The sequence below is a fragment of the Microbacterium sp. B19(2022) genome (assembly GCF_012030385.1).
GTDB classification, from domain to species: Bacteria; Actinomycetota; Actinomycetes; order Actinomycetales; family Microbacteriaceae; genus Microbacterium; species Microbacterium oxydans_B.
Genome location: NZ_JAAUVO010000016.1, coordinates 62,476 through 85,020, shown reverse-complemented (window position 1 = coordinate 85,020; position 22,545 = coordinate 62,476). Strand labels below are relative to the sequence as shown.

The window sequence follows — 22,545 nt, the reverse complement described above, 5'->3', positions numbered from 1 at the left end:
GATCCCCCTCTTGAACGATGAACCGACCATCGGTCAGCACACGCAACGGCGTGTATCTTTACGGCTCCCAGCCTATCGCGGCCGGGCGCAACCCCTCCGGCCTCATCGACGGCGGGACCGGCCGATAGAGTGAGAGGCAGAGCCCATGGGCGGGGTCACGCGAGAATGGCGATCCGCGATCGCTCGAGGGAGTACAGATGACAACCGAGACGGTTCCGACGATCGGTTTCTTCGTGCCCTCGGGCGTGGGGATCGGCTACACAGGTCCTGGTGTCTTCCTCAAGCGGCTGATCGGCCCGCTGCGCGGTGCCGTGAACCCGAGGGTCTATGCGGGGGAACGCCCGGGACATCAGACCGATCCGTCGCTCGTTCCGGTGCGCTCGATGCGGGTCGGCGACAGCGGTCCGCTGCGGCAGCTCGCCTGGGCCCTCACCGCGACATGGTGGATCATCGTGGATCACCGGCGGCTCGATGTCGTCCACTTCCACGGGACCTACCTCTACAAGATCCTCCCCGCACTCGCGTGCGCCGCCTTCCGCATCCCCTACGTGCTCGTCCCGCTGGCAGCCGGCGCCGACTTCTCCCTCCGCGGACGCTCGACGAGGATTCCGGGGATTTCGCAGCTCGTCCGCTTCATCGGTCGCAGAGCTGCGGGGGGCTTCGCCCTCGGAGAGGAGATCGCCGAAGAGCTCCGCCAGGGTGGCGTGCCCACGGAGCACATTCACCTGATCATGAATCCTGTCTCCGCGAGCTTCTTCCAGGAGACGGCGCCCGACCGCTTCGACAAGCAGACCCTGATCTTCGTCGGAGTCATCGGCAAGCGAAAGCGACCGCTCCTTGTCCTCGACATACTCGCACGGCTCCGGGAGCAGGACTCCGCCCGTCGCACGATCTTCCTCGGGCCCTTTGCGAGCCCCTCCGACCGAAGCGCGTTCGCCTCCGCGGTATCGGAACTCGGCCTCGATGAAGCGATCGACCACATCGAATTCAGCGACGATGTGTCGGGCTACATGCGCAACTCCAGCTCGATCTTCGTGCTGCTGTCAGAGACGGAGGGCATCCCCGGCGCGCTGGTCGAGGCTATGGCGGCCGGACTCCCCTGTGTCGTCAGCGATGCCGGCGCCATGCGGAACATCGTCATCGAATCGAACGCGGGGTTCGTCGTACCCGCGAATGGCGACATCGCAACCGACGCGGTCTCCCGCCTCCTCGCGGACGAATCCGACTGGCACGATCACTCCTCCAAAGCGCGGGAGTACGCGGAACGGCACTTCCGCGCCGAATCCATCGCGGAGAAGTACTACGCGCAGCTGTGTGCGGCGATGAACACCGACGCGGCCTCAATCTCCGAGTAGGTGCCCGAGTGCGCTGACGACGGCGGAAGCATGCCGCTCCGCGGTGTAGCGCTCCTCCACCAGGGCACTCCCCGCGGCGGAGAGTGCGCTGTAGACCTCGTCGGGCATGGCTGCCGTCGCGGCGATGGACTGAACGAGCCCCTCCATACCTGCTGCCGCGGGGTAGAGCACTCCCGTGACCCCCTCCTGCACCGCTTCGATCTCGGGGCCGCTCTGGGGATCGCCGGACGCGGCGATCACTGGAACCGCGAACCCGAGCGCCTGAATCACGTTGAGGCCGGTCGCGCCGGGAGACACGGCGAAGTCTGCTTTCCGGTAGACCTCGCGAAGCTCGTCGAGGTCATAGACGGCACCGCGCAACTCGATCTTCTCGTCGTAACGCGCGAGTTCTTCGAGCCGTCCGCGCTCCGGGCCGTCGCCGATCAGAGTCAGCCGCACATCGTGGCCCTGAGCGTTGGCCGCGCGCACGGCCCACACCGCATCGTCCGCCTTGTGCCGCGCCGTCAGCCGGCCGGAGTAGACGAGCGACAGCGCCCCGCTCGGCGTCGGCCGGTGCGTGCGCGGACTCTCGGATACGATCTCGCGACGCGGATAGATGCTGTTGAACACCGGGACGAAGGTGCGCGCATCCAGGCCGACGGTCCCGGCGAACGCGGGCGCCCACTCACCATAGGTCAGGTGCCCATCCGCGAGACCGTAGAACGTACGCCTGAGATGGAGCTTCGCGCCGGATTCGGGTCGCTTCCAGGCATGCCCCCAGAACACCACTCTGCGCCGGCGCACACGCGCGACGGCGATCGCGATCCAGTTCGATAGGCCGTAGACGTTGCCCTCGAGAACGATCGCCTGTGCGGAGGTGCGGAAAACCCGAGGTACCAGACCACGGTCCCAGTAGAACGCGCGGAACAGCCCGACTCGCCGCAGCTCGCCGACACGAGCCAGTACATCGTCGTTCGCCGACTCCGGGTCTCCGCTGGTCCCCATCGTGCGGTTCACACGGCCGACCAGTTCGAAGTCGATCCGGTCCTGTTCGACAAGACTCTGCACGAACGGCGCCCGATAGTGGCTGACCGATGGCTGGACCGCGAGAAGAACCCTCATCGGAGCCGCCACGAGGGCACCCCCTCCGGATCCGCCCGCACGGCCTCGTGCGCAGGGACTCCGACGACGGTCGCCCCCGGAGCGACGTCTTTCGTGACGCATGCAGCAGCCCCCACGGTCACTCCAGCGCCGACCGTGAGCCCCTGTAGCACGACCGATCCCGCGCCGAGAAGCGTCCCGCCCTCGACGACGACGTTGCCGGACACGATCGCGCCGGGGTTCACAGAAACAAAGTCGGCCAGCGTCGCATCATGCCCGATGATGCACGCCGGGTTGAGGTGGACATGGTCGCCGATGCTCACGTTGGTCGAGACCTGCACGCCCGACGTGATGACGACGCCGTCCCCGATCCGAGCCTGCGAGCCGACGACGGCGCGCGGATGGATGAGGGTGACGGGGCGCAGACCCGCGTCGGAGAGGCGCCGAGCGACGGCCTCTCGGACGGTCGGCGAGCCGATCGCCACGACGAAGCGCTCGTCGCCGGATGCCCCGGGCAGCCACTCCTCTTCGGTACCGAGGTAGACGATGCCACGCTCCGCCAGTCGGCCGAGATCGATCTGGCGCGGCCCTGAATCGACGACGCCCACGAGGTGCAGGGTCTCGCCGTCGGCGTTGATCGCCTCGATCACATCGAGCGTCTCGCGCCCGAAGCCTCCGGCACCGATGACGACGATCCGCTCAGCCATTCGCTTCTCCGAACTTCGCCATCGTCACGTGTCCTTCCGCGGAGATCCCGTCCCGCTTGAGCACGGAGCCGATCGTCGCGACGACGATCCGCAGGTCGAGCCCGGCGCTCCGTCGATCGACGTAGCGCACGTCCTGCCTGAACTTACTCTCCCAGGAGATCGCGTTGCGTCCGGTGACCTGCGCGAGCCCGGTGATGCCGGGCCGTACCTCATGCCGCCGAGCCTGTTCCGGTGTGTACCGATCCAGGTACTCGACGAGCAGCGGACGCGGACCGACGATGCTCATGTCGCCTTTCAGCACGTTCCAGAGACTCGGCAGCTCGTCGAGACTCGTCGATCGCAGCCGAACGCCGAACGGGGTCAACCGGTCGGCATCGGTCACCCACCCGCGCGCCTCGTCGACCGAACGCATCGAACGGAACTTGTAAAGCGTGAAGATCCGGCCGTCCTTGCCGGGCCGCTCCTGCGCGAAGACGACCGGCCGCCCCAGCTTCGTCGCGACCAACACAGCCGTCGCGACGATGACCGGAGAGAGCAGCACGAGCGCGACAGCGGACACGACGATGTCGAGCCCTCGCTTCACCACGTCGTACGGACGCACCCGCACCCTCATCGCTTCAGGAAGCCGCGGATCGCGGTGACCACGCGCTCACGCTGCGCATCGGTCAGAGCCGAGCCGCTCGGCAGGGTCAGACCGCGCGCGAACAGCGCCTCCGACGCCCCGTTGGTCTTGCTGCGCGCACCGTCGAAGACGGGTTGTGCATGCATCGGCTTCCACAGCGGCCGGCTCTCGATGTCGTCGGCGGCGAGCGCTGCGGCGAGCTCCGACGGCTCCCAACCCGTGACGGACGAGTCGATGAGGATCGACGTCAACCAGACGTTGTCCGCCTCGTCTCCTTCGGCCCCGAAGACCTCCACGCCATCGACCGCGGCGAAGAGCTGCTTGTAGAGCTCGCGCATCTCGCGACGGCGGGCGATCATCGCGTCGAGGCGAGCGAGCTGCGCGCGGCCGAGCGCCGCGAGCAGGTTGCTCATCCGGTAGTTGTAGCCGATGTCGGTGTGCTCGTAGTGCACCACCGGCTGCCGTGCCTGGGTGGCCAGATACCGCACGTGCTGCGCGAAGTCGGCGTCGTCGGTGAGCAGCATCCCGCCACCGGATGTCGTCATGATCTTGTTGCCGTTGAACGACACGATGGATGCGCGTCCGAAGCTGCCCGCCGCACGACCGGCGTGCGTGGCGCCCAGCGACTCCGCCGCATCCGCCACGACCGGCACGCCGAACTCGTCGGCGATCGCGAGGACCGCGGTGTAATCGATGGCCTTGCCGAGCAGGTCGACCGGGACGATGGCCGACACGTGCTCGCCGGCGTCGCGCAGCTCGACGAGAGCCTCGCGCAGCAGTGCCGCATCGATGTTCCCGGTCGCGGGATCGGCGTCGATGAAGTACGGCTCGGCGCCGGTGTAGACGATGGCGTTGGCCGTCGCCGCGAAGGTCATCGATGACGTGAGCACCACGTCGCCCGGATTCACGCCCAGCGTGAGCAGTGCGAGGTGCAGAGCCGCGGTTCCCGAACTCAGCGCCACCGCATGCGCAACGCCGACGCGCTCGGCGAGCTCGCGCTCGAAGGCGTCGACATCGGGGCCGAGAGGTGCGATCCATCCGGATCGCATGGCTGCGACGACCGCCTGCTCCTCTGCTTCGCCGACATCGGGCGAAGACATGTAGATCCGCTCGCTCACGCCTCTGACACCTTTTCCGCACGGATCGGCTCGATCGCCACCGTGTCGTTGATCCGCGGGCTCGCGAACATCCGGTCCATCCAGCCCGCCTTGTCGAGCCGCTCGGGCGTGATGATGTCTGCCCGCGTGTGCGACACCTTCGGGTGGAAGGGCCGCTCCAGGTTCTCGCGCGAACCGACGAGCTCTTCGTGCAGCTTCTCGCCGCGGCGGAGTCCGGTGAACACGATCTCGACGCTCTTGCCCGACATCGCGATCATGCGCTTGGCGACCTCGAGGATCGACACCGGCTCACCCATGTCGAGGATCAGCACCTCGCCCGCACGCCCGATGCCGCCCGCCTGGACGACCAGCTGGCAGGCCTCGGGGATCGTCATGAAATACCGCGTCGCCTCGGGATGGGTGACCGTGATCGGCCGCCCCTCGGCGATCAGCCGCTGGAACGTCGGCAGCATCGACCCGCGGCTTCCGATCACGTTGCCGAACCGCACCGAGAGGTACCGCATCCCGGTCACGGATCCCGCCCAGGCGGTGAGCTTCTCGGCGACGCGCTTGGAGTGACCGAGCACGCTCGTCGGGTTGGCCGCCTTGTCGGTGGAGATGTTGACGAAGGTGTCCACGCCGACGGCACGCGCGGCGTTGATCACGTTGAGCGTGCCCAGCACGTTCGTCTTCCACGCCTCGTCGGGATACTGCTCGAGCATCGGCAGGTGCTTCAGAGCGGCGGCATGGAACACGACCTCGGGGCGACGGTCGACGAAGATGTCGAGCAGATTCTGCTCCTCACGGATGTCCGCGAGGACGACGTCGCGAGAATCGAGCAGCCCATGGCCGAGAGTCCCGAGCTGCGCCACCTGGAGTCCGGTCTCGTCGCGGTCGATCATGATCAGCTCGCTCGGCCCGTACTTGGCCAGCTGTCGGCACAGCTCCGAACCGATGGAGCCGCCGGCGCCGGTCACGAGCACGCGTCGACCGGTGATGTACCCGGCGATGAGCTCGACGTTCGTGTCGACGGGGTGGCGTCCGATCAGATCCTCGATGCTGATGTCGCGCACGTCGGTGACGGACTGCTCCCCCGACGCGAGAGTCGCCAGAGTCGGGGTGACGGCGACCCGCAGACCGGCGCTCTCGGCGCGGTCGCTCAGCGCACGCAGCAGGGTGCTGTCGGCATTCGGGATGGCGATGACCGCGAGCTTCGCGCCGGTGCTCCTCGCAGCCGACGCGATGTCGCGCGTGGTGCCGAGCACCGGCACGCCACGCAGACGGAGGTTGCGCTTGGCCGGGTCATCGTCGAGCAGGCCAACGGGTCGGATCGGCGAAGACGGGTCGGTCGTGACGTTCGCGAGCAGCTTGTCACCGAGGAACCCCGCACCGATGATCAAGGCCGCCTCGGCGTCAGCACCGGGCTTGCGTGCACGCTCGATCGCGAGACGAGCCACGTACCGCACGCCGAACATCAGCAGCAGCACGAACGGGAAGGCGAGCAGCAGCGTGCCGCGCGGGATGCCGACGACCGGCCCGATCGGGATGACGATCAGCGACAGGAGCACCGCCTCGACCACGACGATCAGCGCCACCGCACGGACCTCGTCGAAGGAGCCGTAGGTGAATCGCCCGCGGTAGAGGGCTGTCGCGAATCCGACGCCCATCTGGATGACGCCGGCGGCGAGCGCGAGCACGATCGTCGCGATCCACCCCTGGGGGTCCATCATGAACTCGAAGCGGAGCGCGATCGCCAGGACGACGCCGAAGGTCCAGGCGAGCCCATCGACCGCCGCGGCGAGCATCCGGCGTCGCCGCTGCTTCACGGACACCTCGGACAATATTGGAATATTGCCGGTAGACACGTCGACAGACCCATCCGGAATCAAGATACGGAGCCCCCTCAGACTTATTCAATCCCCAGGAGATATGTTCTCACAGCGAACGAGCAGGTCTGTGCGTTAGGGCGTTCCCTCGCCATCTACCGGCGGATCGGTGCCGGGATCGGGCTCGCCACCGCCCGGGTCCGGGACCGGCGGAGTGACGCCGGTTCCCGGGTCGGTGCTTCCCTCCGTGGGCGGATTCTGAGTCCCGTCGCCCTGCTGCTGCTGTTGCTGCGGCTGCCACTGGTTCATGTCCTCGCGCTGGTCGCGCTCGATCTCGAACCGCAGCTGGTCCGCAGCCAAAGCGACGAACGCATCCCGGTAGGCCGCCAGCGCCGAACGTCCCTCGACCGTCCACAGATCCGCGGCAGCGACGCGCGCCGCCGCATCCGTCACGGCCGCACGCAGCGACTCCTCGGCATCCGGGTAGCGGGCGATCGCGGCCGCCGCCGCGGGCACGAACGATGCGGCGTACGCATCCACCGCCACGTCGGCGGTCGGCCGAAGCGCATCGAACTTCTCGCGGACAGCCCGCGCCTCGGCAGTCGCGTCGTCCATCGCGACCAGACGCTCCTGCACGCCGTCGATCGCGCCGCCGACCTCCACGAGCGAATCCTCGTCGATGTCGGCACGTACGTACTCCGTCGGAAGCTCCGGAACGGTGATCGCCGCCAGCCCCGAGGCATACGCATCGACGGCCGTGAGCGCCGTGGCGAGCGCGGCGGCGTCGGTCACCGCGATCGGCGCATCGTCGGCTCCCCCGGCCGGATCCGGCGCGGTGCTCGTCCCGGTGAGCGCGCTCCGCAGCGGGGCGACCTCCGCCGTCTGCGCGTCGATGTCGGCGATGAGCCGGTCCTGAGCCGTCTTCAGGGACTGGTGAGCATTCAGAAGGGCGGCCTCATCGGCCTCCAACGACTCCACGGCACTCGCGGCCGGGCTGGCCGTCGCCATCTGGATGCCGCCGACGGTGCCGGCGACGACCAGGGCCACGACGGCGAGCGAGGCAGCCGACAGCGTCACGGCGTCGACCGAGCGCCTCGGCCGCTTCTTCGAACGGGAGGACTCCCCGGACCCCGCACCGACCGGAACGGCGGTGCGCGCGGCGGCCTGAACCATGTCGGCGAGAGCTCGAGCATCTGCGTCGGACGTCGCCGATGCGCCACTCTGCCGCGGCTCCCCGATCATCTCCCGCAACCGGCGAGCGGTGTGGTGGTCGTCGAGCACCACTCTCCCTGCGTCGCCGGCGCGGGGCCCGTCGGGAAAGAGATCGTCGAGGTGAGTCATGTCGCCTTCATAGGAATCGGTAGTCTCGGAAGACGATACCGCCGATCGCACCCGACCACGCTGGAGAGCTTTGGACATCCATGACTACCTTCGGGTGTTCCGCCGACAGATCGTCGTGATCGTCGCGAGCGTTTTGATCGGGCTCTCCACGGGTGCGCTGGTCGCGATGCTCACCCCTCTCCGCTACCAGGCTTCGACCGAGGTCATGGTGGCCGCGCAGGTCGCCGACACGGCCACGCCCGCGGAACGCTCCCTCGCCACCGGGTACGCGAAGCAGGCCGTCGAGACCTACCGCTCGCTCATCACGAGCTCCCTCGTGCTCGATCCCGTCACCGAAGACCTCGGCCTCACCACAGCTCCCACGGGCATCAGCGCCTCCGCACCCCTCAACAGCGCGATCATCACGATCACAGTCGACAACCGCAACCCGGGGCAGGCCGCCCGCATCGCGAACGCCGTCGCCGAGAGTTTCGCCACCGTCGTCACCGACACGCTCGAGAGCCGCGAGCAGGCGGCTGCGTTCAGCATCCGGATCGTCACGCTCGAACCCGCTCAGGTGCCGACGAATCCCGTCGCGCCGAACCTCTCCCTCTCTCTCATCATCGGCTCACTTCTCGGGCTCGCGGTCGGCGTCGGCGTCGCTCTCCTGCGTGCGACGCTCGACCGCCGGGTGCGCGTCGCCGCCGACGTCGAGGCCGCTGTGCCGGTTCCCGTCCTCGGACAGATTCCCCTCGACCCGGACACGGGTGAGCACCCCCTCGCCATGAGCACCGCGCCGCACGGCCTCCGCGCCGAGGCCTACCGCAGCCTCCGCACCAACGTGCGCTTCTTCTTCTCCGGCAACCAGGGCGTGTTCGTCGTGACCAGCTCCGGCCCCGGCGAGGGCAAGTCGACCACGGCGGCGAACTTGGCACTCGCCTTCGCCGACGCCGGTCAGCGCGTGGCCCTGCTCGACGGCGACCTCCGCCTCCCCCGCGTGGCCGAGTACTTCGGCATCGAGGGCGGCATCGGGCTCAGCGATGTGCTGGCCGGTCGCGTGCAGCTCAACGACGTCATCCAGCGCTGGGGCCGCAGCGCCCTGTTCGTCCTCCCGGCCGGCACTGTGCCGCCGAACCCGGCCGAGCTGCTCGGCTCTTCCGCGATGGAGGGCCTGATCGAGACGCTCACAGAAGCCTTCGACGTCGTCATCATCGACGCCCCACCGCTGCTGCTCGTGACGGACGCCGCCGTGATCGCGCGCGTCACGACCGGAGCCCTGCTGATCGCCGCCGCCGGCTCGTCGCAGGCGAACCGGCTCGCCGACGCGGCCAAGAGCATCGAGTCGGTCGGAGCCCGAGTGCTCGGAACCGTGTTGACGAAGGCGCCGGTCACCGCGGCCGCGAGCACGACTTACAGCGCCGCCGCGCCGGCCACGACGAACTGACCACACGCAGCGGCCGGTCGTCCCACCGCCGCTGTGGAAGAATACCGGGATACCGTTTTCACGGCCCGCCTTGATCGGCAGAGGTCGCATTGCATCAGGGGGAATCTGCCGCGTGGAACTTCGCGACTATGTGCGTGTGCTGCACAGAAACTGGATCCTGATCCTCGTCCTGATGGTCCTCGGCCTCGCGGGCGGTGCCGGCTATGCCGCACTGCAGCAGCCGAAGTACGTCGCATCGACGCAGCTGTACGTCTCGGTCCGCACCGAAGGCGCAGCCACCGGTGACCTCGTGCAGGGCACGACCTTCGCACGACAGATGGTCACGAGCTACGTCGACGTCGTCGGCACGGCGCTCGTGCTCGAACCCGTGATCGACGAGCTCGGCCTCGACGACTCGGTCTCGGGCCTCAGCAGCCGCGTCACCGCGACCACGCCGCTCAACACGGTCCTGATCGACGTCAGCGTGACCGACGGAGACCCCGAGCAGGCCGCGGCCATCGCCAATGCCGTCGCAGTGAGCTTCCAGGATGCGGTGCAGAAGACGCTCGAGCAGCCCGCAACCGAAGATGCCGTCAGCCCGGTGCGCATCACCGTGACCGAGCCCGCCATCGCCTCCTCCACGCCGACGAGCCCCAACGTGCGCCTGCTGATCGTCCTCGGCGGCATCATCGGCCTCGCTCTCGGCCTCGGCATCGCGATGCTGCGTACCGTGCTCGACAACCGCATCCACACGCTCCACGACATCGAGACGCTCACCGATCGCCCCGTCCTCGGTGGCATCGCGTACGACCCGGATGCCACCAAGCGCCCGCTGATCGTGCACGCCGACCCGCGCAGCCCGCGCGCCGAATCGTTCCGCAGCCTGCGCACGAACCTGCAGTTCCTCAACCTCGACTCGGGCCCCCGCATCTTCGTCGTCTCCAGCGCCGGCCCCGGCGAAGGCAAGTCGACGACCACCGCGAACCTCGCCATCGCCCTCGCCGAGACGGGAGCCCGCGTGGCCCTGGTCGACGGCGACCTGCGACTGCCCCGTGTGGCCGACTACCTGGGCATCGAGGGTGGCGTCGGACTCACCGACGTGCTCATCGGACGCGTGGACGTGGCCGATGCGCTGCAGAAGTGGGGCACGTCCGACCTGTACGTCCTGCCGAGCGGGCAGGTCCCGCCGAACCCGAGCGAGCTGCTCGGCTCGGCCGCGATGGATCAGGTGCTCAAGTCGCTCGGCGACTACTTCGACTACGTGCTGATCGATGCCCCGCCGCTGCTGCTGGTGACCGACGCAGCCGTGGTGGGAAGCAAGACCCGCGGAGTGATCCTCGCCGCCGCCTCCGGCAAGACGAAGAAGCAGGAGCTCTCCGGAGCACTGCGGGCACTCGAGAACGCCGGCGTGCAGATGCTCGGCGTGGTCGTCACGATGCTGCCGACCAAGGGGCCCGACAGCTACGGCTACGGCTCGTACACCTACGGTTCGACGCACGACCTCGACGGCGAGACGTCGACGGATCGCCGGAAGGCGAAGAAGGCCAAGAAGGCGAAGAACGCCAAGAAGCGCGCAACCGCCCGAGCCTGACCTGCCCGCGACCGAGCCGCACCACTACTTGGTCGGCGCCACCCGGAAGACGATGCCGTGATAGAGCACGAAGCGCAGCAGGACCACGATGACGATGCTCGTCAGGTTCACGAGGTTGACGGCGACAGCCCCCGGCTCACGGCCGAGGACCGCACCGACGGCTTCGACGCCCACCCAGACGAGCACGGCGCCGATGGCCGTGCAGACGGCGTTGGTCACGAGGAACAGCGTGACCTCGGAGACCCGTCCGCGACGATCCCGGTGACGGAACGTCCACTCGCGGTTGCCGATGTACGCGTTCACGAGCGCGACGAGCGAGGCGACGATCTTCGCGGCGACCACATCCCATCCCCACACGTAGACCAGCAGGTTGAAGACGCCGACCTCGATGAGGGTGCTCAGAGCACCCACGACGAGAAAACGGCTGCCGACGCTGGCGATGCGACGGATGCGGGAGGGAGGGTTCATGGCTCAACTAGGCTACTGGCTGATCCCCGCGCCCTCCGCCACCCCAAGGACCCCGTGACCCTTCGCCACCTCGCCGTCGTCATGCCCGCCTACAACGAGGCCGAGGGCATCCAGGGCTTCATCGACGAGATCCGCGACTGCGTCTCTCCCCTGGTCGACCGCGTCACCTTCCACGTCGCCGACGACCGCTCCACGGATGCCACCGCCTCGGTGTTCGACGGCGTCTCCGACGTGACCGTCGAGGTTCAGCCCCTGAACCGCGGCCACGGCCCGACAGCCCTCGCGGCTTACCGCGCTGGACTTGCCGCCGCCCCCGATGTGCTCGTTCATGTGGACGGCGACGGGCAGTTCTACGGCAGCGACTTCATTCGGCTGATCAACGCACTCACGACCGAAGAGGCCGATGTCGTCCACGGCGTGCGCGACGGCCGCACCGACCCCTGGTACCGCAAGGTGCTCACGGGGGCAGTGGGCCTTCTGATCGCCCTCGCCGCCGGACGCCGCATCCCCGACGTCAACACCCCGCTGCGTGCCTACAGCCCCGATGCCCTGCGACTGCTCGTCGACGCGACCCCGGCCGACGCCACGGTGCCGCACGTGCACTTCTCCCTCGCCGAGGCGCGCGCGGGCTTCACCGTGCGCTACCTCCGCGTCGCCAGCATCCCCCGACGCGGAGCATCGACCACCGGCACCATGTGGGGGCGAGGCAACTCCGTCACCCTGCCGCCGAAGCGTCTGCGCCGGTTCGTGCGCGTCGCTCTCGTCGAGGCATGGACGCTCTCTCTGCGGCCGTCCGCTCCCCTGCGCAGCATCCGTCGGCCGGAGACCGTCGCGCGATGACCCGCGCACGCACGATCGCGTTCTGGGCGGCGGCCGTCGCCCTGCTGATCGGGCATGTCATCATCGCGTGGCACAGCCTCCTGGTGTGGCGCTTCTGGGAAGACGAGGCCTTCAACCTCACCGTCCCGCTCAACCTGCTGGACGGTCTCGGATACTCCAGTGACGGCGCCCTCTCCGGCTCGACCATCACACCCTTCGACCCGCGCATCTCGACCGGGCCCGTCGTGCTCCTGCCCGTCGCCGCGCTCCTCGCGACCGGGATGGACCCGGTGCTGGCCGCACGACTCGTCCCCTTGGCCTTCTGGGTGGCGCTCCTCGCCGGCCTCGCCGTGACCGGGCGACGTATCGGCGGACGCTGGGCCGCTCTGCTCGCGGTCGCCGTTCCCCTGGCATTCACGGCGGATGCCGGCTTCTCCCCCATCCAGGGCCCCGCCGACCTGCTCGGCGAGATCCCCGCGGCGGCGCTCCTCGTCTGGGCGCTCACACTGCTTCCCCGACGCGCCTGGCTGGCCGGGTTGCTCGTGGGCCTCGCGATCCAGGCGAAGCTCATCGCCGCCCTCGCGCTGCCCGCCTTCGCCATCGCCCTGTGGGTGCTCTCCGACGGCACCGGCTGGGCCCGCGTGCGCGACGCCCTCCGGCGATCGTGGCTGCCCCTCCTGCTGGCCGCCGTGCCGACGCTGCTCCTCGAGCTGGGGGCGCTGCTGTCGCTGGGGTTCTCCGGCTATGTGCAGCACGTGCGCGACTTCGCCCACTTCCTCCGCACCGGCGGGCAGGGCGACGCGGCGACCACGGTGCTGCAGAAGCTCGGCACGCTGGCGGACTCGTGGTCGCTGCCCGGTTTCGTCGCCGTGATCGGAGCGGTCATCGCCCTCGGCCTCGCCATCACCGGCATCGTGCTGCGCTGGCGTGACGCGAGCGCAGCGGACCGGATCGTGATCGCCTACGCCCTGGCGGCCATCGTCGGCGCGCTCGCCTTCGTCGGCTGGTGGGCGACCGCCTCCCGCCTGCCGCTGTGGGTGCGGCACCCCGCGCCCGGCATCCTCGCGTTCTTCCCCGTCATCGCGGCGGTCGCGCTGTGGGCCGTGACGGCCCTGCCGCGCCACAAGGGCATTCGTGCCATCGGCATCGTCGCCGCCTCCGCGCTGGCCGCCGTGATCGCCGGTGGCGGCGTGAGTCATGTCGTGTCGACGTACGAGCCCCGCACCACGTTGGAGAGCCAGCGCACAGCCCTCGTGCCGCTCACGGCCTGGGTCGAGGCGAACGACGTCGAGTGGCTGGCCGCGGAGCCCTGGGGGTACGCGGTCGCGCCTATCGTGCTGACCGGTGCGCACGTCGGGCTCTTCGACGCCCCCGCGATGGCCGACGTGCCCCGACTGACCACGCAGCCGTGCACGACCGAGACGCTCGTCGACGCCGGCCAGTACCGCATCTGCGCGGCACCCTGACCGTCGCACCTCGGCTCCCCTATACACAGAGAACCGGCCGACCGCTGAGATCAGCGACCGGCCGGTTCCGAGGTTCTGCGAGTGTCAGAGCGAGAGGCGCTCCTGGACGACCTCCGCCAGGCGTCCGGCGTAGGCGTGCACCGACTCCGCATCGGCGGCTTCGACCATGACGCGCACCAGGGGCTCGGTGCCGGACTTGCGCAGCAGCACGCGGCCGGAATCACCCAGCTCGCCCTCGATGTCGCGCACAGCCTGCTGCACGACCTCGTCGTCTGCGACCCGATCCTTGTCGACGTCGCGCACATTGATGAGCACCTGCGGGTACACGGTCATGATCGACGCGAGCTCGGCGATCGACTTCTTCTGCCGAGCCATCTCGGCCACCAGGTGGAGACCAGTGAGGATGCCGTCACCGGTGGTGGCGTACTCGCTCATGATGACGTGGCCGGACTGCTCGCCGCCGAGCGCGTATCCGCCCTCGTTCATGTCTTCGAGCACGTAGCGGTCGCCGACGGCGGTCTGACGCACCGTGATGCCGTGCTCGCGCATCGCGACATGCAGGCCGAGGTTGCTCATGACGGTCGCGACGAGGGTGTCGTCGGTGAGGCGTCCGCGCTCCTTCATCGACACCGCGATGATGGCCATGATCTGGTCGCCGTCGATGTGATTGCCCTCGGCGTCCACGGCGAGGCAACGGTCGGCGTCGCCGTCGTGGGCGATGCCGATGTCGGCCCCCAGACGCACGACAGCCTCGGCGAGGTTGTCGAGGTGGGTCGAGCCGACTCCGTCGTTGATGTTCCAGCCGTCGGGGTCTGCCCCGATGACGGTCACCTCGGCGCCCGCATCGCGGAACGTCTCGGGCGAGACGCCGGATGCCGCGCCGTGGGCGCAGTCGAGCACCACGTGGATGCCCTCGAGACGATTCGGCAGCGAGCCGAGGAGGTGCACGACGTAGCGGTCCTCCGCGTCGGAGAAGCGGTCGACACGGCCGACGCCCGCGCCGGTCGGGCGCAGCATCTCGCCGTGCATGGCCTCTTCGATGCGCTGCTCGACCTCATCGGGGAGCTTGCGGCCCCCACGGGCGAAGATCTTGATCCCGTTGTCGGGAGCGGCGTTGTGCGACGCCGAGATCATGACACCGAAGTCGGCGTCACGGTCGGCGACGAGGAACGCCAGCGCCGGGGTCGGGATGACGCCGGCCTCGAGCACGTCGACTCCCGAGGAGGCGAGCCCCGCCGAGACGGCCGAGGTCAGGAAGTGTCCGGAGACCCGGGGGTCCCGGGCGACCACTGCGGTGAGTCGCTTGCCTTCGGCCTTGCGAGCCTCCGCAGTACGGCCCTGGCCCAGGACGACAGCAGTCGCCTGGGCCAGGGTGAGCGCCAGGTCGGCGGTGAGGACGCCATTGGCAAGTCCTCGCACGCCGTCCGTGCCAAAGATCGGCATCGGAGCAGTGGACCTTAACGCTTCGAGTACTGAGGCGCCTTACGGGCCTTCTTGAGTCCAGCCTTCTTGCGCTCCTTGACGCGAGCGTCGCGCGAGAGGAAGCCGGCCTTCTTCAGGGTCGGACGGTTGTTCTCCTCGTCGATGCCGTTCAGCGAACGAGCGATGCCGAGACGGAGCGCGCCGGCCTGACCCGAGGGGCCACCACCGGAGATGCGCGCGATGACGTCGTATGCACCGGTGAGGTTCAGCACCGTGAACGGGTCGTTGATCAGCTGCTGGTGCAGCTTGTTCGGGAAGTAGTCCTCGATCGTGCGGCCGTTGACCGTGATCGTGCCCGAGCCGGGGACGATGCGCACGCGGGCGATGGCCTGCTTGCGACGGCCGACAGCGGCACCCGGGACGCTGAGGACGGGGCGGGGAGCCGCCTCGACCACGTCGGTCTCCGGAGTCGACGTCGAGAAGTTCTGGGGGGTTTCGGTGGTGTCCTGGATGTCAGCCACGAGTATGTCCTTAAGTCTTTACGGCGCTTACTGGGCGACCTGGTCGAGGGTGTACGTCTGCGGCTGCTGCGCGGCGTGCGGGTGCTCAGCACCGACGTACACCTTGAGCTTGGACAGCTGCTGGCGGCCGAGGCTGTTCTTGGGGAGCATGCCACGGATGGCCTTCTCGACAGCGCGGACCGGGTTCTTCTCCATCAGCTCGGCGTAGGTGACCGACTTGAGGCCGCCCGGGTAACCCGAGTGGCGGTAAGCCAGCTTCTTCTGGAGCTTCTGACCGGTGAGCGCGACCTTGTCGGCGTTCACGATGATGACGAAGTCACCCGAGTCGATGTGGTTGGCGAAGGTCGGCTTGTGCTTGCCACGCAGGAGCGTAGCGGCGTGCGAAGCCAGACGGCCGAGAACGACGTCGGTGGCGTCGATGACGACCCAATCGCGCTGGACTTCGCCAGCCTTGGGGGTGTAAGTGCGCGTCACGATAGTGCTGCTTTCTTGTGTCGAACGGAGAAGTTCGTGAATCCCACTCCGGGGTGGTTCTTCCCTACAGGGAGGAACACGCCAGTGGAGGGCTCACGTTCGGACGATGCCCCCATCCCGCGAACGGGAAAGGCACCAAAGGGAAATCATACGCCACCTGGCGCGGATGCTCAAACCGTCGGGTCAGTCGGGCTTGACAGTGACCAGGATCGGGCGGTGGTCGCTCGACCCCTGCGGCAGCGTCGTGATGCGTTCGATCTCGAACCCGGCCGAGGTCGCGAAGTCGTAGTGCCCGCGGAATACGCGGTAGCGGGTGTAGGTGTGGTCGTCGCTGAGCGAGAGCGCGTACCCGTGGTCGCGCACGGCCTGACCGAGGTTCTCTTTGAAGATCGGGTAGTTGTAGTCGCCGACCATCAGCTGCGGCAACCCCTCGCCGAGCGTCGCCAGCTCGGTGAGCGCCGCGCGGATCTGGTGCCGACGCAGTGAATTCAACGCCGTCAGCGGCGCGGCATGGAAAGAGGCGACGATGAAATCCTGCGCGTCGTCGATGTCACGCAGCCGCGCGCCCAGCACGCGTTCATGAGCAGGTTTCGCGATGCGGTCGTGCAGCGACTTCTTCAACCCGAGAGTGCGGATCGACTGCAGGTGGTAGGCGCTCGACCGGTAGAACAGCGCGAGCCCGAGACGGTTGCCCTGCGTCGCATCCGCCAGCACGAGGTCGCCGATCTGCGCGGGCAGCTCGGGCACGTCGCACTCCTGCAGACACAGGATGTCGGGGTCGTGCTCGCCGACGATGGCGGCGAGTTCACCGGCCGCCCGGTGCTTCTGGAGGTTGTACGAGATGACCTTCATGACCGTTCCACGCTACTCGCCCCTGCTGTGCCCCGGCTCCGGATCGCGAACGCGGCTCGCACCGTCACGTCGAGCCCGCGTCTGCTCCGCGCGCGTGGCGAGCAGCTCGTCGGCCGGGTACCCGACCTCGGCGAGGATCAGTCCGCGGGCCGCCAGGACCTTGAACTCGCTGGTGCGCGTCAGGGCGTCGCGCAGCACCACGACGTCCTCGACGTCGAGGCGTCCCTCCCCCACCGCCGCGCACGCGCCGACGAGTGCGCGCACCATGCTGTGGCAGAACGCGTCGGCCTTGACCTCGGCGACGAGAACGCCCTCGGCATCACGTACCCAGCGGTAGTCGAGCAGCGTGCGGATCGTCGTCGCCTCTTCGCGCGGCTTGCAGTACGAAGCGAAGTCGTGCAGGCCGATGAGGCTGCGGGCCGCGGCATCCATCGCCTGTTCGTCGAGATTCCCGCGGATGTTCGTCGTATCGTGCCGGCGCAGTGGATCGAATCCGGCCTGCGCATCGGCGAGACGGTAGCGGTAACGCCGCCACACCGCCGAGAACCGGGCGTCGAAACCCTCGGGAGCGATCGACGTCTTCGTGACGGTGACGTCGGAGTAGGCACCCAGCACCCCGCGCATGCGCCCGGCGATGGTCTCCGCCGGAGCCAGCGGAGCCCGCCCCTGCCTGGCCTCGATGCGCGACCACTGCTTCTCGTCGAGATCGACGTGCGCGACCTGACCGCTGGCGTGCACTCCCGCGTCAGTGCGGCCCGCGACGACGAACTGCACGTCGGAGCCGACGATCCGCGCGAGAGCCGCCTCGAGAGTCCCCTGCACGGTGCGGAGCGTCGGCTGCTTCGCCCACCCTCGGAAGTGGGTGCCGTCGTAGGCGATGTCGAGCCGGATGCGCACGGAGCAAGCCTAGGACACCCCGTCCGGCGCCCGGTCGACCCTCAGATGCCGCCGTCGATCGAGCGGATCGTGACGCTGGGCTCGTCCGGCACCATCACCTGCGTCTCGCGGTTCAGGCTCTCGCCGCGGAAGAACCTCTTCGACCGCGGGAACAGGTACCAGACGAACATCAGCACCAGACCGAACGCGAGCGAGCCGACGCCGATCACGAAGGTGCCGCCGATCCCGAACAGCACCGTGTAGCCGTAGTCGACGTCCCACATGTCGATCGCGGACTGCACGAACGCCCAGGTGAGCATCAGCCCACCCAGCAGCGGGAAGAGCCCCTTGAAGAAGAACTCCCGCGGCGACGACGTCAGATCCTTGCGGAAATACCAGACGCACGCGAAGCCCGTGATGGCGTAGTAGAAAGCGATCGCGAGCCCGAGCGAGAGGATAGAGTCCTGCAGGATGTTGTCGCTGATCAGCGTCATGCCGATGTAGTAGGCCGAGGCGACGACGCCCATCACGATCGTCGAGAACGACGGCGTCTTGTAGGTGGGGTGCACCTCCTTGAACTTCGCCGGCAGCGCGCGGTAGACGCCCATCGCCAGCGTGCCGCGGGCGGTCGGCAGGATCGTGGTCTGCGTCGACGAGATCGCCGAGATGATCACCGAGACCACCAGCACCCAGCCGAACGGGCCGAGCAGCCCGTCCTTGATCGCGAGGAAGAAGTCGTCGGCGTTCGCCTCGTTGCCGAGGCCCGTGCCGCTCTCCCCCAGCCCTGCGTACATCATGGCCGCGATGGTGACGGCGACATACGTGACCAGCAGGATGACGGTGGTCAGCAGCGCGGCGCGGCCGGGAATGCGCTTCGGGTCCTTGGTCTCCTCGTTCAGGGCGAGGCAGGTGTCCCAGCCCCAGTAGATGAAGAGGGCGAGCAGGATGGCCTCGGTGAAGCCCGACCAGTCAGTGAAGGCGAAGGGGTTCATCCACTCCCAGGAGAAGGGAGTGGGGTTCGGGGCGGTGCCGGCGAAGAACTGCCACAGCGCGGTCACCACGAAGATCGCGAGCGCCAGGTACTGGATGCCGAGCAGGATGTTCTGGATGCGCTCGCCGATCTCGACGCCCCGCCAGCTGACCCAGGTCATCGCGGCGATGAAGAGCACGGCCACGACGACCACGCGCCAGTCGTTGTTCTCGAGGTCCTGTCCGATCAGCGACCAGAAGTAGACCGAGGCGATCTGGGCGAGGTTGGCGAGCACGACCATTCCGGCGACCGCCACGCCCCAGCCGCCCATCCAGCCCACCCACGGCCCGAACGCCTTGGTCCCCCAGGTGAAGGTCGTGCCGCAGTCGGGCACGGCGTTGTTGAGCTCTCGATACGCGAAGGCGATCAGGAGCATCGGGACGAAGGCGATGATGAAGGCGATCGGCGCCTGCGCACCGACGGCGAGCACCACGAAGCCGAGCGTCGCGACGAGCGAGTAGACCGGGGCCGTCGAGGCGAGACCGATGACGGTCGACCCCCAGAGTCCCAGGGTTCCCGCAGCCAGACCCTTGCCGTCGGGTCGTTCCAGATGAATGGGCGTCGTTGCTGCCATGTCAGAACAGTAGAGCCACCACGGTTATCGCGTCAACGGTTTCTTCGACCGACCGAATCCGCAGCGAACGGCGCACGCTCACGACGGATTCCGCAGGTTCAGGCCCTTCCGAGCATCCCGTCGGCATGGTCGGCGACCCATTCCATCAGCGGCAGCATCCGCTCCATGAGATCGCGGCCGAGCGGAGTGAGGCTGTACTCGACGTGCGGGGGCACCGTCGGGAGCGACTCCCGATGCACGAGCCCGTCCTCGGCGAGCGTGCGCAGCGTCGAGGCGAGCATCTTCTCGCTGATGCCGTCGACCTCTCGGCGCAGTGCACCCCAGCGATGTGTGCCGTCGGACAGGCAGGAGAGCACGAGCACACCCCACTTGCTCATGATGTGGTCGAGGACGACCCGCGTGCCGCAGTTCTGATCGAACACGAACGGTGTGGATTCCTTTATCTGCGCGAAACTAACCGTCATGTGGGTACCTTACTTCAAAGTGGGTACCCGCAGATCGGAATGCGCCATGCCCGTCTCGAGGTTGTCGAGGGTGTCACTTACGAAAGGACCCTCATGACCATCCTCGTCACCGGCGCGACCGGCAACCTCGGACGCCTCATCATCGCCAGCCTTCTCGAGCGCGGCGCCGACCCGCAGTCGATCGTCGCCGGAGCCCGCGACACCGCGAAGGCCGCCGACCTCGGCGTGCGCGTCGTGCGCCTGGACTACACCGACCCCGCCTCGGTGGCCGCGGCCGTCGAGGGCGTCGACACCGTCGTGCTCGTGTCCGGGTCGGAGGTCGGACAGCGGGTGGCCCAGCACCAGGCGGTCATCGACGCCGCGAAGGCCGCCGGGGTCTCCAAGTTCATCTACACCAGCGCGCCGAAGGCGACCACCAGCGATCTGGTCCTGGCGCCCGAGCACAAGGCGACGGAAGAGCTGATCGCCGCCGCGGGACTTCCCGCCGTGATCCTCCGCAACAACTGGTACACCGAGAACTACGCCGCCGACCTCGCCCGCGCCGCCGAGACCGGCGTGCTCACCTCGGGCACCGGTGACGGACGGGTCGCCTCGGCCAGCCGCAAGGACTTCGCAGAGGCGGCGGCCGTCGTCGCGCTCGAAGACGGACACGTCGGCGAGGTCTACGAGCTGGGCGGCGACGTCGCCTGGACCTACAACGATCTGGCCTCGGCCCTCTCGGAGGTCACGGGGCGCGAGGTCACGTTCGTCCCGGTCTCGTTCGACGACCAGCTCGCAGCCCTCCGCGAAGCCGGTCTCGATGAGGGAACCGCCGGATTCGTCGCCGCGCTCGACGCCGGGATCCGCGATGGCGCGCTGGCCGAGACCGACGGGACGCTCGCACGCCTGATCGGACGCCCCACCACCCCGCTCGTCGAGGGTCTGCGCGCGATCGCCTGATCGCCACCGGGTTCCGAGGGATGCCGCTCTTCTCCGAGGGCGGCATCCCTCGTCTCACCCTGCAGGCGCGGCTTCTGCAGGCTGCACGTGCACGACCGTCAGGGTGATGCTGTCCGACCGAAGCCCCTGCGTCGCGAGCACCGCATCGATCGCGGCGTGCACCGCGCGAAGGGTGTCCCCCGATCCGGCAGCGGAATCCACCCCGATCGATGCCTCCACCGCAACGCCGTCGCCCACGGGAGCGACCGACACGAGCGGCTCGTCCTCCGGTCGCCCGCCGAGTGCCGCCGCTCCCGCGCGCAGTAGGTTCGAGATGAGCGAACCGGAGCGGTACACGGAGCGCACCCCGGGAGTCGCCCGCACCGCCGTCTCGAGGTCGGTAGCGATTTCGACCTGCACGTCCGCCGCCTTCAGCTCTCCTGCGTCCATGACGACACCTCCCTGATGTCCCGGATCGCGATGTCGATCGCGACGACGTTCAACTCCGTGTGCGCGCGAAGGACACGATCGACCTCGGCCCGGAGGCGGTCGGCGATCACCGGGATCGGCCGCCCGTGCAGCGCGCTGGCGTCGATCTCGACGCAGATCGGCTCATCCGGGACGGTCACGTCGCCGATGAGGCGGCAGCGCCCGATGAGGAGTCCCTGCACGGTGCTCTCGGCCGAGCGGATGAGTCCGCGCACCGCGCCCTCGGTGATCCCGAGATCCGTCGACGGATCCGGGGACTCGAACGGGATGCGCCGACCCGAGCGCGCATCCATGGCGATGCCGCTGAGGATGCGGTCGACCCAGCTCGCATCGACCTCCGGTTCTGCGGCGGTCTCGGCGGCCATCAGCTCCGCACCGAGGCCGTGCAGTCGTTCGAGCGCGTCCAGCGCCAGCTGACAGCCGGGCGACTCGTCGATCGAGCGGTCGGAGGGCTGTCGTCCCGCTTCGAGGTAGTCGGTGAGCTCGTCGAGCGTGTGCCCGTCGAGATCGCTCGGTTCCAGACCGAGACGGCGGACTTCGGGGATGTCTCTCTCGTCGGTCATCGCCACTCCTCCATCCGTACGATCATGTATTTCCGGGCCCGCGCGAGCAGTCCTCGCGCGGTCGAGACGGGAATGCCGAGCTCTTCCGAGATCTCCTCGTAGGAGTACCCGCCGATCTCGCGAAGGACCCAGCATTCGCGCTGAGCGTCCGGCAGCTCGCGCAGCGCGGCACCGACGGCAGCGACCCCGGCGCGCGACTCGACCACCGCCGAGGGCGAGGCGTGCAGCGGCGCCGGGCGGTCGATCGAGTCGATGTCCACGACGGGTCGGGTCGCGCGGATGCGATCCACCGCCTTCCGACTCACGATGCGCATCAGCCAGCTCTTCACCTTGGACGGGTCGTCGAGCTCGCCGAACCGCTGCCAAGCCGTGACGAACGACTCCTGCACGATGTCGTCGACGTCGGCCGAGGCGTTCAGCATCCGCTGCGTGTAGGCGCGCATCATCGGCGTATATCTCCGCACGAGCACGGCGAAGGCTTCGACGTCGCCGTCCATCGCGCGTCCGGCGACGATGCCGTCGTCGGCGTGCTCGAGCGCTCTGCGAAAGCGTTCCTCTTCCATCTGTTCCCCACCCCTCGATCCGAGT

Annotated in this window: 23 protein-coding genes; 6 read left to right on the top strand and 17 right to left on the bottom strand. The window is 68.5% G+C overall.

Going from position 1 to position 22,545, the window contains the following annotated elements:
- Positions 1-197: 197 nt before the first annotated feature.
- Positions 198-1,355: a glycosyltransferase family 4 protein gene (locus HCX50_RS14795; protein ID WP_167634878.1), complete on the top strand. Its 1,158-nt coding sequence runs from the start codon at positions 198-200 to the stop codon at positions 1,353-1,355.
- Here HCX50_RS14795 and HCX50_RS14790 read toward each other — a convergent pair.
- The 6 genes from HCX50_RS14790 to HCX50_RS14765 all read right to left on the bottom strand — a co-directional run bounded on the left by HCX50_RS14790 (position 1,341) and on the right by HCX50_RS14765 (position 8,028).
- Positions 1,341-2,456 carry a glycosyltransferase family 4 protein gene (locus HCX50_RS14790; protein ID WP_167634877.1) on the bottom strand — a complete coding sequence of 372 codons (1,116 nt, stop codon included), beginning with the start codon at positions 2,454-2,456 and terminating at the stop codon, positions 1,341-1,343. The genes HCX50_RS14795 and HCX50_RS14790 overlap by 15 nt on opposite strands.
- Positions 2,453-3,142: an acetyltransferase gene (locus HCX50_RS14785; RefSeq protein WP_167634876.1), complete on the bottom strand. Its 690-nt coding sequence runs from the start codon at positions 3,140-3,142 to the stop codon at positions 2,453-2,455. The genes HCX50_RS14790 and HCX50_RS14785 overlap by 4 nt, the downstream gene beginning before the upstream one ends.
- Positions 3,135-3,755 (bottom strand): sugar transferase, encoded by a 621-nt coding sequence (locus HCX50_RS14780; RefSeq protein WP_167634875.1) that lies wholly within the window; start codon positions 3,753-3,755, stop codon positions 3,135-3,137. Before HCX50_RS14780 ends, HCX50_RS14785 begins: the two co-directional genes overlap by 8 nt.
- Complete coding sequence (locus tag HCX50_RS14775) at positions 3,752-4,882, bottom strand: DegT/DnrJ/EryC1/StrS family aminotransferase (protein WP_337749817.1); 1,131 nt, start codon at positions 4,880-4,882, stop codon at positions 3,752-3,754. Before HCX50_RS14775 ends, HCX50_RS14780 begins: the two co-directional genes overlap by 4 nt.
- Positions 4,879-6,693: a polysaccharide biosynthesis protein gene (locus tag HCX50_RS14770; RefSeq protein WP_337749816.1), complete on the bottom strand. Its 1,815-nt coding sequence runs from the start codon at positions 6,691-6,693 to the stop codon at positions 4,879-4,881. Before HCX50_RS14770 ends, HCX50_RS14775 begins: the two co-directional genes overlap by 4 nt.
- Positions 6,694-6,822: 129 nt before the next feature.
- Positions 6,823-8,028 (bottom strand): hypothetical protein, encoded by a 1,206-nt coding sequence (locus tag HCX50_RS14765; RefSeq protein WP_167634874.1) that lies wholly within the window; start codon positions 8,026-8,028, stop codon positions 6,823-6,825.
- 70 nt (positions 8,029-8,098) lie between these two features.
- Here HCX50_RS14765 and HCX50_RS14760 point away from each other — a divergent pair, with 70 nt between their 5' ends.
- Positions 8,099-9,451: a polysaccharide biosynthesis tyrosine autokinase gene (locus HCX50_RS14760; protein ID WP_167634873.1), complete on the top strand. Its 1,353-nt coding sequence runs from the start codon at positions 8,099-8,101 to the stop codon at positions 9,449-9,451.
- 112 nt (positions 9,452-9,563) lie between these two features.
- Entirely contained in the window at positions 9,564-11,021 is a 1,458-nt protein-coding gene (locus tag HCX50_RS14755) for a polysaccharide biosynthesis tyrosine autokinase (RefSeq protein WP_029261163.1), read from the top strand.
- 24 nt (positions 11,022-11,045) lie between these two features.
- Here HCX50_RS14755 and HCX50_RS14750 read toward each other — a convergent pair whose 3' ends face one another.
- A complete protein-coding gene (locus tag HCX50_RS14750) occupies positions 11,046-11,489 on the bottom strand; it encodes a GtrA family protein (protein ID WP_051662295.1) in 444 nt (147 codons plus the stop codon).
- Between the two features lie 54 nt (positions 11,490-11,543).
- On the opposite strand from HCX50_RS14750, the gene HCX50_RS14745 reads away from it, so the two are divergent.
- Complete coding sequence (locus HCX50_RS14745) at positions 11,544-12,329, top strand: glycosyltransferase (RefSeq protein ID WP_167634872.1); 786 nt, start codon at positions 11,544-11,546, stop codon at positions 12,327-12,329.
- Positions 12,326-13,774, top strand: coding sequence for a hypothetical protein (locus HCX50_RS14740; protein WP_167634871.1), 1,449 nt, complete (start codon positions 12,326-12,328; stop codon positions 13,772-13,774). Before HCX50_RS14745 ends, HCX50_RS14740 begins: the two co-directional genes overlap by 4 nt.
- A gap of 84 nt (positions 13,775-13,858) precedes the next feature.
- Here HCX50_RS14740 and glmM read toward each other — a convergent pair whose 3' ends face one another.
- The 7 genes from glmM to HCX50_RS14705 all read right to left on the bottom strand — a co-directional run bounded on the left by glmM (position 13,859) and on the right by HCX50_RS14705 (position 19,987).
- Positions 13,859-15,217, bottom strand: a complete 1,359-nt coding sequence (glmM, locus tag HCX50_RS14735; protein ID WP_091035159.1) for a phosphoglucosamine mutase — start codon at positions 15,215-15,217, stop codon at positions 13,859-13,861.
- A gap of 14 nt (positions 15,218-15,231) precedes the next feature.
- Positions 15,232-15,717, bottom strand: coding sequence for a 30S ribosomal protein S9 (gene rpsI / locus HCX50_RS14730; protein WP_028502255.1), 486 nt, complete (start codon positions 15,715-15,717; stop codon positions 15,232-15,234).
- Between the two features lie 27 nt (positions 15,718-15,744).
- On the bottom strand, positions 15,745-16,191 hold the full coding sequence (rplM, locus tag HCX50_RS14725; protein WP_091035162.1) for a 50S ribosomal protein L13: 447 nt from the start codon (positions 16,189-16,191) through the stop codon (positions 15,745-15,747).
- Between the two features lie 183 nt (positions 16,192-16,374).
- On the bottom strand, positions 16,375-17,043 hold the full coding sequence (locus HCX50_RS14720; RefSeq protein ID WP_091035164.1) for an endonuclease/exonuclease/phosphatase family protein: 669 nt from the start codon (positions 17,041-17,043) through the stop codon (positions 16,375-16,377).
- Between the two features lie 12 nt (positions 17,044-17,055).
- The gene (truA, locus tag HCX50_RS14715; protein WP_167634870.1) at positions 17,056-17,940 is read right to left on the bottom strand and encodes a tRNA pseudouridine(38-40) synthase TruA; all 885 of its coding nucleotides are present in this window, start codon (positions 17,938-17,940) and stop codon (positions 17,056-17,058) included.
- Between the two features lie 41 nt (positions 17,941-17,981).
- Entirely contained in the window at positions 17,982-19,523 is a 1,542-nt protein-coding gene (locus HCX50_RS14710) for an APC family permease (protein ID WP_167634869.1), read from the bottom strand.
- Between the two features lie 98 nt (positions 19,524-19,621).
- On the bottom strand, positions 19,622-19,987 hold the full coding sequence (locus HCX50_RS14705; protein ID WP_091035171.1) for a winged helix-turn-helix transcriptional regulator: 366 nt from the start codon (positions 19,985-19,987) through the stop codon (positions 19,622-19,624).
- A 93-nt stretch (positions 19,988-20,080) separates the two neighbouring features.
- Between HCX50_RS14705 and HCX50_RS14700 the strand changes: the two genes are divergently transcribed.
- Positions 20,081-20,926, top strand: a complete 846-nt coding sequence (locus HCX50_RS14700; RefSeq protein WP_167634868.1) for an SDR family oxidoreductase — start codon at positions 20,081-20,083, stop codon at positions 20,924-20,926.
- A 54-nt stretch (positions 20,927-20,980) separates the two neighbouring features.
- On the opposite strand, the gene HCX50_RS14695 is transcribed toward HCX50_RS14700, so the two are convergent.
- Genes HCX50_RS14695 through HCX50_RS14685 form a run of 3 tightly spaced genes read right to left on the bottom strand, consistent with a single transcriptional unit; the run spans position 20,981 to position 22,520 of the window.
- Positions 20,981-21,355, bottom strand: a complete 375-nt coding sequence (locus tag HCX50_RS14695) for a hypothetical protein (protein ID WP_167634867.1) — start codon at positions 21,353-21,355, stop codon at positions 20,981-20,983.
- Positions 21,337-21,957 (bottom strand): Asp23/Gls24 family envelope stress response protein, encoded by a 621-nt coding sequence (locus HCX50_RS14690; protein ID WP_167634866.1) that lies wholly within the window; start codon positions 21,955-21,957, stop codon positions 21,337-21,339. Before HCX50_RS14690 ends, HCX50_RS14695 begins: the two co-directional genes overlap by 19 nt.
- On the bottom strand, positions 21,954-22,520 hold the full coding sequence (locus HCX50_RS14685; RefSeq protein WP_167634865.1) for an RNA polymerase sigma factor: 567 nt from the start codon (positions 22,518-22,520) through the stop codon (positions 21,954-21,956). The genes HCX50_RS14690 and HCX50_RS14685 overlap by 4 nt, the downstream gene beginning before the upstream one ends.
- Positions 22,521-22,545 lie beyond the last annotated feature (25 nt).